The organism is Shewanella vaxholmensis, from assembly GCF_031932135.1.
GTDB classification, from domain to species: Bacteria; Pseudomonadota; Gammaproteobacteria; order Enterobacterales; family Shewanellaceae; genus Shewanella; species Shewanella hafniensis.
The window spans coordinates 55,464-69,178 of the sequence record NZ_JAUOEV010000007.1; the positions used below are offsets into that span (position 1 = coordinate 55,464).

Consider the following 13,715-nt stretch of genomic DNA (forward strand, 5'->3'; position numbering starts at 1 on the left):
TCCATGGCTAATCTCAATGAGCCCGTAAGTTCTATGACTTCGGCACTGGTGTTAATTGCAGAGGATGAAGCAGAGATTGCCGATATCCTTATCGCTTATTTGCAGCGCAGTGGGCTACGAACTCAACATGCTATCGATGGTATCCAAGCGCTAGCTATGCACCAAGCATTTAAACCCGATCTATTGCTGCTCGATGTACAGATGCCGAATCTCGATGGCTGGAATGTACTGAATGAAATTCGCTCCCGTGGTGACACGCCGGTGATCATGCTTACCGCGCTGGATCAGGATATTGATAAATTAATGGGGTTACGCCTCGGTGCTGACGACTACGTGGTTAAACCATTCAATCCCGCCGAGGTGGTGGCTAGGGTGCAGGCGGTACTGCGACGCGCTCGCACTAACACGCCTATAAATACCCAAATGTTGCGCGTCGGCCAGTTCCAAATCGACTTAGACAGCCACGAGGCTAGCGTAATCTGTAACGGTCAGCAGCAGGCACTGGATCTGACCTTGACCGAGTTCAAACTGCTCGCTTGCTTGATGCGTACACCGAAACGTGCTTTTAGCCGTGAGGAGCTGTTAATTAATTGCTTGCCTGAGGGCGATACTCAGGAACGAACGGTAGACAGCCATATCAGTAAGCTGCGTAAAAAACTTGAAGCCCTCGAAATTCAAGGAGTGCCGCTCAGTGTCTGGGGGGTTGGCTATCGCTTTGGTGGTGAAGTATGAGGCAAGCAGCGGGTTTGCGCAGGCAAATTATCCAGTCCTTAGCGGTAATGACGTTAGGCATCATTTTCCTGTCAGTGTTTGGATCCTATGTATTCTATGCCATTGCGGTGGCCTACCTGCCAGGCAGTATATCTGAAACCTGGATGCCTTCTCAGATGGAAATGCTATGGATAGTTTGCACTATCATAGCCGCGTTGGGGATGGCGCTATTTGTTGCCATTCGCCTGTCACGGCGCATTCTTACTCCTCTGAACTCTGTGGCATATAGCCTACGCGAAGTCGCCCAAGGCAAGCTTAACGCGCGTGCGCGAATGGACCAACATGCGATGGGGGAGACGGCGCAATTGGTGAGTGACTTTAATGCTATGGCCGAGCGCCTAGAGTATATGACTCGCGAGCGGGAGTTTTGGAACGCGGCAATCGCTCACGAACTTCGTACCCCAGTCACTATTCTGCGTGGTCGGTTGCAGGGGTTAGCGGAAGGTGTTTTTAGCCCCAGCAGTGAGCTCTTCGAGGGGCTATTACGGCAGGTTGAAGGCCTTAATCACCTGATCGAAGATTTACGAGTGCTGAGCCTCAATGACAGTGGACATCTAGAGTTACAGCGGGATGAGGTCTGTTTAGCCGATGAACTTAGTGCGGTGATTGAGACTTTCGCTGCGGTGTTAGACGCTAAGGGACTCATACTGAAGCAGGAACTTGATACAAGACTTAAAGTTTACTGTGATGCTATACGAATACGGCAGGCGCTGATGGCGCTGTTGGAAAATGCACGCCAGCATGCTGATCCTGGCACTTTGACTGTACGATTTTACCGCTCGGGGGCAAGCTGTTATCTCAGCGTCGAAGATGAAGGCCCTGGTATCCCTGATGAGGCAGCAAGCTACGTATTCGAAGCATTTCGCCGAGTAGATCCGTCTCGCTCTCGAAAAAGTGGTGGCAGTGGACTCGGTCTCGCAGTGGTTAAAACAATTGCTGAAGCTCACGGCGGCCACGTGGACTGCCAGCCATCGGGTCGTGGAGGAACAATATTCGTTCTTTCTTGGCCTGTTAGAGCTATGTCTTGATACTGGAATTGTACTCATCAAAAGTGATGTGCTTAGTCATTTCTGTACGTATGGTACACCTCGATAAAGCTAAATTTCTGTAACTATTTTATGGTCAATACTTAAATTATTATCTGCAGATGAGTTGATGAATCTCATGTTGCCTTGTTTTCTTTGGATATTAGAAGGATTGATAGAACTGTTGCCAAGCACCACGATATCTATGCACTCGCTCACAAGTTGCTTATTCTTGCAACTTCATTTGTCCAGTGTTAGTAGTCGGTGATTGCTAGTGCGAGTGAGAATACCGTACGTTTTATTAGCATTGGTTGTTGCTGGTATGTTACTTATCGATAAGTGTATTACACCATTAGAGTTCAACAGTACTTCAATGCGGCCTAGATCCACTCAAAAAGTTGGGATCACTCAAACCCATGCAACAGTAGGGCTACAGGCGAGTTGTTGCATCAACCCTAGAGGAGGATGCAATGACTCACTTTTGTTGCTTTTGTGTTAATGCTTGAAGGGCGTAAAGGGTAGGGCAAAATGTGAGTTTTTTGGCAGTTCTGGGTGAATTGATGGCGCCCAAATGGATCCTTCTATTCGGCTCACTGTTTCGGTCGCGGCCTCATCCTGCGAAGGCGTTATCCGCTCCCTGTTTTTGGTCATCAAAAGCAGGTGAGCAGGGATGATCGACACACTGTTTCTGGGTGATTGAACGCGTTTCTAGGCTCATGCTGCCTTAATTTGAATTGTTATTGATATGTTTCTATTCAATGGGCGTTGTTCAGCGTGTTGCACCAATATGGTTCAACCATTTTTCGATGCGGCCTAGATAATCCCTAGATAGCCTCAAAAAGTTGGGAGCACTCTAGCCCATGCAGCAGTAAGGCTACAGACGAGTCATTGCATCAACCCTAGTGGAGGATGCAATAGCGCGTATTTGTTGCTTTAGTGTTAATTGTTGGCGATGGGGTGAAGAGGGTAAAAGCCAAGGTTTTAAACGGTTTTAGACGGTTTTAGGTGAATTGCTTCTGTCTAGGACTAGGCTCATTTTAACCGAGTGCCAGAGTCGTTCTCTTTACCTATATTAGTCATCCTGCATGGATAGGAATAGAGCGATGATCATGTGCAATTATGAGGAATTTTGATTTTCAGATGGGCGGATTTTGTGTCTCGCCGATGCTCACGGTTTGATTGAAACCGAACGCGACACTTTATGATGATGAGAATCGCTCTCAACTCGCTGCAGATGCGAACCATTATCATCGCGGGTCCTTCCGGCGCGGTTGATTGCGGGGGCGGCGACACGCAGTGCTTCACTACATATGAGGATTTTAGAGGGCTTGGTTGTTGTTTTATTAGCGGGCTTTTAAGGGGCGTTCATAATTTTGAACGCTATTTATAATATTGATTTTACTTGATTATTATTCCTATTTCCTCAGAATTTCAAAAAATAGGTGTGCTCGGATATACCAACTTGAACAGATCGATTTTATGATCCTTTGATCTTTGCTTTATGCGCCAATGTTATATCCCCATTTTTTACTTCGCTGGATGAGGTAGTGGCGATATAAGCGGAGCAAAGAGGGCTAAACCACCTTCTTCGGAAGGTGGTTTATTTCAATTTGGCTTATTTTTTAAAGAATGCTTCGTTTGTACCATATGGGCCTAGGTTAAGATCACGTTTACGAATGGCATCAACACGATCAAAGGCTTCTTCAGCCACTCTCAAGTTTTTCACATCTTTGCGCCAATAGTATTTAAAACCATCAAAATGAGCATTATTCGGATACCAGTAGAACACGCCTAAACCCTCTTTGTTTAAAATTGGCGTGTTGTGGATATGAGCCCCAGGTATGTAGAAGTATTGACCTTTAGCTAGGGTTTCAAATTTATTGTTTGCTAATGTTTTACTTGTGCCATTTACGACGTAATAACACTCAGGTTGGCCATGAAAGTGCGGCTCATGATCTGACTTGCCACCATTAGTAATACCGATAACAACTGGGCTGTCAGACAATTCTTTCCAAATATAGCCAACGGGAGAGTTTTTAGGGTCGCAGTTTTTTGCTTCTAGGACATTGCCATTATCATCCAAGGTTTTACAGAAACGTTGATCCGCGGCGATGCTGTCGTTGGGTTTAATGGTATTAAAATCGATTTTGCCTGCTTCCCAATCAGTAATATAAGCTTCAATTTCTGGGTTACGACATTGCTCAGGCATAGTATCTTGTGGGACATAAGGAGTACTGTCCGCTGGCACCGGTGTCATTTGTTGGTATGGAAGTTGTGCATGGTTACATTGTGGGCCTTGCGCCATAGCTGCCGTTGATGCAAATGCGGCGATTCCAAAAAGCATTTTTAATTTCATCATTATCTATCCTATTGTCTTAATTTTTAAAATGGCGGTATTGTGTTGGTATTATTGTTCTGTCACTAACAATAAAGAGATTGGTCTACCGCAAAGGTGAAATGGATCACGTCATGTTTTCAGTGGCAAACTTATTCGTGACTCTGCTCGCGAATAATCTTATCTGCGACCCTAGCATTAGAAATGGAATTGCAGACTGACTTGTGCATAGTTGGAGGCTCCCTGAGTTGTCCTTGGCTGGGATACTGTGGGCACAAGAGAAGTGATATTGTCTTGCATTTGATAACGACCTATTTCAGCGCCTAAAGTGAGTGATTGGGTTAAATTGGTGAATAAGTTAACCCCAAAATGACTGCGATCTGTTTGTTCTACTTTTGTGGATGTGTGCCCATAAAAGATACTTGAACGTGTGTGTTGGGTCCAAAAGTGCCTATAGGCGAACATGACGGATAAAGAATTTTCTAATTGCCCATCTGTGATATCTCTAGCTGCATCGGTTCCTACATAGCGCCCTAAATGACCATAGTGCAATTGAATACGAAGATCATCTTTCCCTATGGAATGTATTTTTGCCGCTATTGATGTACCACCACCCCATTGGGCTGTATCGGCGGAGTCTAAATATCTTAGTAAACCTGATATTGACACATTACCCCAGTCACCCGATTGGTTGTAACGAACGATCATGTCTGGCAGATAATCATGGTTGGTATCAATCCATAGCGGTTCTGTTGACGTGAGTGCTGTGGCGAATTTAGTTTGTGCACTTGCTTGTTCTGGTGCTTGAGTTCCGTAGGTGTAGGGGTTTTCTAGGGCAAACTGCCAATGGGTTGTGTCATAACGTACCAGCGCTTGTCTTATCATGGCTTGACCAACTAATGGCCCGCCTAAATCGGCCGTTTCAGCAAAGGTGCTGGTATTGACTAAGGTGGACCAAGTTTGCCCAGCCGTTACGCCTTGGTAGGATATAAATGCGTGCCTTAGGCGGGGGCTGTAGGAATTGGAGATGATCGGATTCCCCTGCGCCGAGCCAACAAAGTCGATTTCAGCAAAGGCTTGAACTTCATTTGAGGTGATGGTCATATTTACGCGACTTTCTTGCGCACTGAATTGAGTACGTTTAGTGTTATCAGCGAAAGAACCTCCACCTGTCCAACTGTCTTGAAACTTCAGATTACCTTCAACATAACGTGCGTTTGCCTTAATAAATCCCCCCATTTGTAAGTCTGTTCCATAGAGTGGTGAAAACGGAATAAAAAATAGGGATAAGGCGAGTAAAGTGTGTTGCTTCATGGTTGGCTAAATCACATTGAAAAATAAAAAATGCCCTAATGAATAGGGCATAAAAAGAAGGGTCGATCAAAACCGCAGGAACGTCCCGATCGACTTGATTATTACAAACAAAAGTTAGAATGGAGAGTTAGAAATAATAGCCAAAGTTGATGTTAATGCGTTTATCCCAATCATTACCGACTTCCGGTAATCCAACATGGTCGTTATTGGCAGTAGAAAAGGTCATATTTTTACCCATAACAAAGTCGATCATTGTGTAGGTAGGACCTGCAGAAATCGCCATACCAGTGACGTTTTGCATACTGTTATCGTAGCTATCATCATCAACATCTGGCGTCATTAAACCAAAGTCGTTGTAGAACTTAATGCTACCCCAATCTGTGTTCACGGTTTTGGCAATGTTGATGTTATAGGCTTGGCCCTTAGAAGCAATTTCATACTGCCAGCTCACTACTGACACGCCAATTTTATTGGAGTCGATAGCATCTGCAGCATCGTATTCATATTGCATGGCTTGCATTTGTAAATTCCAGCCTTTGTAGCTGCTGTCTAGATGCAATGCTACGGCATAGCGATCGCCATTGTTGCCCGTCTCGCTGTTGTAGATTTGGCCATACTGCACAGAGCCACCAAAGGTAGTCGAGCCGCCTTCGTATTCTGTTGTATAAGTTTGGCGCACGTTTAACTGGTTAGTTTCTTCATTGTGATACTCAGTGCCATTGATGGTACCGGTATACAAATCGGTCGAATAACGCTTATTCTCGGTCGCACCATATTCAGCATTTTTGTAAAAGGCTAAATCAGTATGCCAACCATTTTTTTCGTAGGTGGCTTTAAGACCGATATCATGATCATCCTCAAAACCTAAGTAGTAAGGTAGACCAAACCACCAACTGTTAGAAATAAACTCGCGATTACCAAAGGGTACCTTGTTGATACCAAATTGCAGTTGCCAGTCTGGATCAATGTTATAGTAACCATAACCGTACTTGATATAGTTAGTGCCTGAAGTAAAACGGTATTCTGCGGCTAAACCGAAGTCGCCTTTTTTACCATCAAATTTAATTGCGGCCATATCAAAATTAAAATCGCCGCCTTTGTCTTTTGAGGCTTTGTCATAATCTTTATAACCATAGTTAACACGCACAGCACCGCCAACGTTAATACCATCTTCTTGTTGTTCTGCAGCAAAAGCGGCTGAACTCGACATGGCGATTGCAGTTGCAACCATGGACAGCATAAACCGAGTGGATTGTTTCATCATCGTTACCTTTTATTTTAGTATTTGAATTTTAATAATTAATTTACATTTCTTTGAACCAAGTACGGTGGCATTCAGCACAAACTGGGGCCTTTTTTTCGTGTTCAGCGTGGCAGGCTAAGCAGCTTGCACCTTCGTTGTAGTGCAACGATTTGTGCGGATGAGCCTCTGGGATCGGTAGCTTTTTCTCGTCAACGGGGATACTGGTTATGTCACCGTGACACTCAACGCACGCAGCGTCGGTAGCATTTTGCTTACCTGAACCTTGGTGACAGCTTTTACAGCCTTCTTGATAGAGAGACTCATGATTTACTCGGCCTTGAGTGCTGCCTTTCATTTTGACCAGCTCTCCGGCGTTTACATTGCCAGCAAATACGAATCCAATAAGGAGTGTGAGTAGTAATTTATTCATAATATTTAAGCCTGCATGTCAGATTTGATGGTTTCAGATACGATAATTCCCATCGTCAAGCACTCTAGGCATGCCGTTGAACTTAAACGTGTTCCACCATGTGTACCACCGGTCGCTTCACCAACTGCATACAGTTTCTTAATTGTCGTTAACGATTGACTGTGCATAACACGGGCACCTAAATCGGTTTTTAATCCTCCCATGCAGTAATGCACTTTTGGCCAGATCCGCGAGACGATAAAGGGAGGTTTCAGCTGTACAGCCGTATCCATCATGCGGCCAAAGAGTGGATCAACACCTTTAGGCACTTGTTGGTTGTACTCAGTAACGGTTTGTTTTAACTCATTTAGTGGGATATTAAACTGCTTAGCTAATTGCTCTAGGCTATCGACTTTCCAGGCAATTTGGTCACGCACGGCACGGGTGACGCGTTCATCGCCAACATGGTCATCATGATTAAAAAACACGACAGGATAAGCGGGGGAACCATCTGCATTACGGTTTTTCATTATGGCGTCAGAGCAGGTTTTTCTGTCGGCACGTTCATTCATAAACCGTTTACCATCAAGAACATTGACGGAAATGCCCTTATGGAAACCAATCGACAGTAACGCATTTGACCAACCGAAGCCGCCTTCATCAGGCGAACCCCAGTGGCCAGTTTGAATAAAGCTCATATGTATAGGCAGTGCACCGTGTGCCATGGCTGTAAGGGTAACTTCTCCAGTCGCTCCTAGCGCATTGGTGCAATCAAGTGTCTTATCAAGCGATGGATCAACCAGCTCACGCAGTTTTAAATTTCGAGAAAAACCACCGTGGGCAAGGATAACGGCCTTGTTAGCTTTGATATAGATTGTTTTGCCGGTTTTGAGATCGGGGAAACGATAATTTTGGCGAACTTTGAGGCCGATAATTTCCTGACCATCCATGATGAAATCTTCAACATAGTGTTGCAGACGATATTCAACTCCTTCTTTTTTACCCACTTCATAAAGTTTAGTGGTGATATCGCCGCCCACACCGTGTTGGGTACGAATCGCTCGTGCTTTATTATGTCCACCCACTTGCTGGTTAAATCCTTCACGAAACTTTACTCCTGCATTAATACACAGGTCATAGGCATCCAGTGCACGATTAGCCATTTGGCGCAACATGTCAGTATTTTGCATACCGCGGCCAGAAATGATCTGATCTTTAACCAGTTCCTCTGGCGAATCATCTTGAATGCCCTGGGCTAATTGGATTGGATTTTTGGGAATGGCTAGCCAACCGCCATTAATCGCAGAGTTACCGCCAATGACTTGCATTTTTTCCAGTACAAGTACGGAACCAAGACCTTGGCGTTTAGAATTGAGTGAAGCAGATAAACCCGCGAAACCTGAACCCACGACGATAACATCGCGTGTTTCATCCCATTTTATGTTTGATGCGCACTCATTAGCTGATGCTGCACTTGGCAGTGCGGCTGCAATACCGCCAATAGCTGCACCTGCACCCAGTTTTAAAAAGTTTCTTCTATTATGCATGTTGTTCACCCTCTACTTCAGTATGCAAGCAAGATAGAGGCTATGGGTCAGGCTAAAGGTGAACTAAGTCACGGCTTTTTTGGAGTGGCAAACTTATTCGTGAGTTATGTCTAGAATAATCTTTTTTGAAAATGAAAGTTTTTTGCAACAAAAATGTAAGTGAAGGGATTTTAATCTTTGAAAAAAACTTGTTGTTGCAATGTATGCTTGAGGTAACTCACAAAGAACATAAATAAAATGCTCACTTGCGTGAGCTTTATCCCGATTAGTCATTCTTACCCTATAACAGGTATAAGTTAACAACGCATAATCCACGCTTACTTAGCGTTTTATTCGGGTTTAGTGCATGAAATGTCCTTCTGACACACTATCTATTTTAAGGTGCAATCAAATACTGGATGCAGCTGAGCTGTTGATTGAGTCGCAAGGCATCGTCTCTTTTAAGTTTTCTCAACTGGCTAAAGAAGTCGGTTGTTCTACTGGCACCTTGTACAAATTTTTTGAACGAAAAGAAGACGTTTTAGTTTGTCTGTTCCTAAGAAGTGCAACCTCTAATCACTTGCCAATTTTTATTAATAAAAATCCTGAATTAACGGCTAAAGAACGAGTATTGTTGCCAATTCTATTTACCTTTGAAACGATAAAACGCAGCAAAAGCTTTGCAACGTTACGTTCTGTTTCTGTTAATACTATGGTATGGCAACTTGCCAGTGATGAAAAAGTCGAACGCTTTAAAAAGCGCATTAATGCGTTCTGGGGCTGGTTTACTGACTCGCTCAATCTAGCAGTAGAAAAAGGGGAATTAGAGGCGACACCATTACAGGTAAAGGAGTTAGTACAGGGCATCACCTTTTATTTAACCGGGGCGTTAACTCAATTTGAGAGCCAGCTTATCGCGCCAGAATACCTTTCTAATCGTCGCGAAACCTGTTACCGACATTTGGCTAAATTGATGGGGCAATATAAGTGGAAAATGCCCTTAACCCCAGAATTATATGATTCTTTAGAGGCCAGAACGATTAAGTTCTTCGACCAACATTATCGTGATCATATGAGTTGTGCTGCATGTAGTGCGCTGTCTTTTACAAATGGTGTTGAGGGTTAACGGTGATTGAAATCAACAAAGCTCTGTTTCAGTAGATTTTATACTTGTGCCCAAATTCAATTCAGAAGTAATGGCTGCTTTTACGAATAATTTATCAAACTAGTGTGTTGCGGCTCTTCATAGCAATCTAGTTTTTGATCAAACTTTATTATGCTTCTAGATAAAGTCGGAGCGACGTTGGCCTGAATAAAGTCATCAGGCTAGGTATGCCTGCAAATAATTCGTTCGCTGTTCATATTTTCAGCATGAAATATTCGTTTAAAAAAATAGATTAGATTTGCTTGTGCTGAAAATAGTGCAAATTGTACGGTCAAATACAGTGTAAGCTATTGAATACACAGGCTGCACATTTCGCATTTGCATGTAAATGCACATAAATTATTAGGGTAATTAAAACGTGCAAAATTACATAATTTATGTTTAAATTTAGCAGGTTATGATTAAACGGTTCACTGTCATGGGGTGTCAGGGGTCGGAGGTTCGAATCCTCTCATACCGACCAAATTAAATGCTTAATTGTTAGGCTGTTTTAATTATTAAGATAAGTGACAGTTAAGTAAAAACAAAACCCCGTGGTAGCATTGCTATACGGGGTTTTGTTTTTTTATATCTTTTTTGTGGTAATGAGGACTAACGCTAATCGTTTAAGCTCGAGTGATCGACCTCATTGGTACAGTTAAGACAAAAATTCTTAACGTGAAATGACACGTTTCACATCGATATTTGCATTCGCCATTTAGCATTTAAGACATTATTGAGTAGGACATTTACCTATGCGCGCGTTTGTTTTACGAGCAAGATCAGCACCTACTGACAGTCAGTTGTTTTTGGCTTCTGTCGGCCAAGAGGCGCACACCGAGATTTTGGCTCATACCCTAATGAACACTATCTTTGTGGCTCAGTCCCATCGAAACGATGTTGTCGTTTATCTAGTGTTAGAAAGTACCCATGATTTTTCCCGCACTATTTGCTTTGATACCCGAAATATTTGCCATATTGGCGGTTTTCACGAACAAGCTTTGCTGACGAAAATTGCCAAGGCCTTAGATATTTCTCGGGGCATGACGAAAGAGCAAACTCGCGTTGTGGATGAGGGCATTACTGTGAGCACCATCAGTTTTGAAAAGCTGGTGCAGGACCTCGCGGTGGATTATCAATTGTTTATGATGGATAAGAAGGGCACTTCTATCCGTGAGCAGGAGTTTGTGGGTAATCCGTGCTTTTTGCTGACCGATCATATTCCTATGCCGAAGAAAAGTTTTAATACCTTGAAACGACTCGGCGCGCAAAAGATCAGCCTTGGGCCTAAGATGCTGTTTGCTTCCCAGTGCGTGGTGTTGATCCATAATGAATTGGATATCAATCAGTAGCCGCTGAGCCTTATGTCTCGCCGCTAACGCTGACGATTCTCGTGTTGCAGCTCGTATAAAGCCCCACTTTTGAATGGGGCTTTTTTGTTTTTTAGCTACAGGTAACACCTTGGCATCGCGTTTTTAATGAGTTGCTTTAAATTGCGACACTGACACTGACACTGACACTGACACTGGCTTGGGTTTTATGAGGACTTTATCCATACAAGGATGAGAGTAATATAAGGCTTTTATATCTTCCCCTTTAAAAATGTAATCGCTTTTTGGGCTCTGCGTGACAAGGGCCATTCCGCGCGGTGGATAAGCCAAATGGTGTCTACAACTTGGCTGCCACATTCCACAACATAGATATCTTGTTGTCGTTCAAAGGCTTTGCGGGCGTATTGCGGTATAACTGTAAATCCTAGTCCTTTCGCGACAGGTTCGAGGATCAGGCTGATTTGGTTGGTAAATCCTTTACAGGGAATGTCTTGAATACCGGGATTACTTGGATATTTTCGGCTAAGTAACCGAGTTGCCATGGCCTCGCCATCGGGATGGGAGATAAACCCTAGCCGTTTCAAATCAACCCATTCATTTTGTTTGTGGCACGCAGGTACGACGAGCTCAAGCGGCTCTTCGGTGAAATGCGTACTGTGAATGCGAGGATCAGACGGTTTTAAGGTCACCATGCCGATTTCATGTTCATTGGCTAATACCGAGGCGACTATTTCACAGTCAGGGGCAAAACGGTGGCGAATGTTTAATGCCGGAAAGGCTTGTTGAAGTTCGATTAATAGCGGAAAGAGTGTTAAGCCAATGCTCCCCGGAGTGATAAGGCTAATGTCACCGACCTCTGCATCATCATGGATAAGTTTCTGCTGTAAGCGTTTTTGCGCGCATTCGACGTCTTTAACGTAGGTCAGCAGGTTTTCGCCAATCGGAGTGATTTCAAGTTGACGGGGGCGGCGTAAAAACAGTGTGCCGTATTCCTCTTCTAAGCGACTGATATGTTGGCTTACTGCCGCTTGGGTGATACCTATGGCTTCGGCGGTTCGGGTGAAGTTACCTTTCTCGACAAGAACTGCAAAGGTGTGTAACCACTGCGGATTTATCATAATAAAATTTTATTAACTCTATAATCTGTGCGTGCTTTTAATTATGACATGATAAGGCTAGTCTGTCGTCATTCAGTATTCCATTCCTTTTTGATTCTATTTGACACAGGAAACACCTATGGCCGATCTATTTTCATCCTTCAAACTTAAAGACATTACCCTCAAAAATCGTATTGCCGTTGCGCCCATGTGCCAATATCAAGCCACGGACGGACTCATAAACGACTGGCATCAGGTGCATTATACTAGCCTTGCCCGTGGCGGAGCGGGTCTCGTTGTAGTTGAAGCCACTGCAGTTTCTCCTGAAGGACGCATTACCCCCAAATGCCTTGGACTATGGAATGACGAACAAGCCCAAGGCCTAGCTAAGGTCGCCAGCGCGATTAAAAATGCCGGCGCAGTGGCGGGGATTCAGATTGGTCATGCAGGCCGTAAAGCGAGTGCCAATATCCCGTGGGAAGGCGATGATCATATTCCCAATGGTGAAGGACAAGGCTGGCAACCGATTGCGCCGTCTGCTGTTGCTTTTGGTGCAAACTTACCTAAAGTGCCAACTGCTATGACGATTGAGGACATTGAGCGCGTTAAAGCAGACTTTGTGGCTGCGGCAAAACGGGCCTTAGCCGCAGGATTTGAATGGTTAGAGCTGCATTTCGCCCACGGTTATTTAGCCCAAAGTTTCTTTTCAACCTATGCCAATGAACGCACCGACCAATATGGTGGTAGTGCAGAAGGGCGGGGACGCTTTTTGCTCGAAACGGTTACAGCGGTAAGAGACGTTTGGCCACAGCATTTACCTTTAACGGCGCGATTTGGCGTGATTGAATTCGACCATAAAGATGAAGAAACGCTAACTGAATCAATCGCCTTGGTGAAGCAATTTAAGCAAGCTGGGCTCGATATGTTAAACGTCAGTATTTGTTTTTCAACGCCGACGGCAAATATTCCTTGGAGCCCTGCATTCTTAGCGCCTATTGCTGCGCGGGTTCGACAAGAAGTGGGTTTCCCAGTTGCGACGTCTTGGGGCATGGATAATCCACTGCACGCCAATGCCGCCATTGAAGATGAACAAATGGATTTAGTGATGATAGGTAAAGCCTTTTTAGCGAATCCACATTGGCCATATCAAGCGGCGCAAACCTTAAATATTGCGCGCCCATCTTGGGTATTACCCGCTTCCTACGCCCATTGGTTGGAGCGCTACTCCACGGTTAAAGCCGATTGATTACGAATAGACTTGATCGTGAGAGAGTTCATTGCGAGCTAATTTTATGGTTGATTGGTTTGATTGTGACTTAGTTTTATTGTGGATTGGCGTAAGTTAAGTTCTTAATATTTAGCCCTAGTCTAAAAAGCCGTTATCTCTGGATAGCGGCTTTTTGTTTTGGGGATACGCAAACTCAGGTGGAAGGGGAATCGGTTAATCATCTTGTGATGAACTCTGATTTCTAAGCATTTCTTCTGTCGCTAGGGGAATAAAAAAGCCCCAATCCGCAGGG

At 44.2% G+C, this 13,715-nt stretch carries 11 protein-coding genes; 5 read left to right on the top strand and 6 right to left on the bottom strand.

The features are described from left to right. The first annotated feature begins 3 nt into the window (after positions 1–3). Both Q4Q46_RS08320 and Q4Q46_RS08325 read left to right on the top strand, forming a co-directional pair. Complete coding sequence (locus Q4Q46_RS08320) at positions 4–732, top strand: response regulator (RefSeq protein ID WP_311905692.1); 729 nt, start codon at positions 4–6, stop codon at positions 730–732. Further along, positions 729–1,799: an ATP-binding protein gene (locus Q4Q46_RS08325; RefSeq protein WP_311905693.1), complete on the top strand. Its 1,071-nt coding sequence runs from the start codon at positions 729–731 to the stop codon at positions 1,797–1,799. The genes Q4Q46_RS08320 and Q4Q46_RS08325 overlap by 4 nt, the downstream gene beginning before the upstream one ends. 1,612 nt (positions 1,800–3,411) lie before the next feature. Here Q4Q46_RS08325 and Q4Q46_RS08330 read toward each other — a convergent pair. From Q4Q46_RS08330 to Q4Q46_RS08350, 5 genes are all read right to left on the bottom strand, one after another. Next, positions 3,412–4,155 (bottom strand): cupin domain-containing protein, encoded by a 744-nt coding sequence (locus Q4Q46_RS08330; protein WP_261273109.1) that lies wholly within the window; start codon positions 4,153–4,155, stop codon positions 3,412–3,414. Between the two features lie 174 nt (positions 4,156–4,329). Beyond that, positions 4,330–5,445 (bottom strand): DcaP family trimeric outer membrane transporter, encoded by a 1,116-nt coding sequence (locus Q4Q46_RS08335; RefSeq protein ID WP_311905694.1) that lies wholly within the window; start codon positions 5,443–5,445, stop codon positions 4,330–4,332. Positions 5,446–5,572: 127 nt separating this feature from the next. After that, positions 5,573–6,709, bottom strand: a complete 1,137-nt coding sequence (locus tag Q4Q46_RS08340; protein ID WP_311905695.1) for a hypothetical protein — start codon at positions 6,707–6,709, stop codon at positions 5,573–5,575. A gap of 40 nt (positions 6,710–6,749) precedes the next feature. Beyond that, positions 6,750–7,118: a cytochrome c3 family protein gene (locus tag Q4Q46_RS08345; protein ID WP_012089430.1), complete on the bottom strand. Its 369-nt coding sequence runs from the start codon at positions 7,116–7,118 to the stop codon at positions 6,750–6,752. A gap of 5 nt (positions 7,119–7,123) precedes the next feature. After that, the gene (locus tag Q4Q46_RS08350) at positions 7,124–8,644 is read right to left on the bottom strand and encodes a flavocytochrome c (RefSeq protein WP_219251615.1); all 1,521 of its coding nucleotides are present in this window, start codon (positions 8,642–8,644) and stop codon (positions 7,124–7,126) included. Positions 8,645–8,990: 346 nt separating this feature from the next. Between Q4Q46_RS08350 and Q4Q46_RS08355 the strand changes: the two genes are divergently transcribed. Both Q4Q46_RS08355 and trmY read left to right on the top strand, forming a co-directional pair. After that, positions 8,991–9,749, top strand: a complete 759-nt coding sequence (locus Q4Q46_RS08355; RefSeq protein WP_311905696.1) for a TetR/AcrR family transcriptional regulator — start codon at positions 8,991–8,993, stop codon at positions 9,747–9,749. A 773-nt stretch (positions 9,750–10,522) separates the two neighbouring features. Next, a complete protein-coding gene (gene trmY, locus Q4Q46_RS08360) occupies positions 10,523–11,119 on the top strand; it encodes a tRNA (pseudouridine(54)-N(1))-methyltransferase TrmY (RefSeq protein ID WP_006086220.1) in 597 nt (198 codons plus the stop codon). A gap of 230 nt (positions 11,120–11,349) precedes the next feature. Here the strand turns inward: trmY and Q4Q46_RS08365 are convergent, their stop codons facing one another. Beyond that, positions 11,350–12,216, bottom strand: coding sequence for a LysR family transcriptional regulator (locus Q4Q46_RS08365; protein ID WP_311905697.1), 867 nt, complete (start codon positions 12,214–12,216; stop codon positions 11,350–11,352). Between the two features lie 118 nt (positions 12,217–12,334). Between Q4Q46_RS08365 and Q4Q46_RS08370 the strand changes: the two genes are divergently transcribed. Then, positions 12,335–13,441, top strand: a complete 1,107-nt coding sequence (locus Q4Q46_RS08370) for an NADH:flavin oxidoreductase/NADH oxidase (protein ID WP_311905698.1) — start codon at positions 12,335–12,337, stop codon at positions 13,439–13,441. Positions 13,442–13,715: the final 274 nt, after the last annotated feature.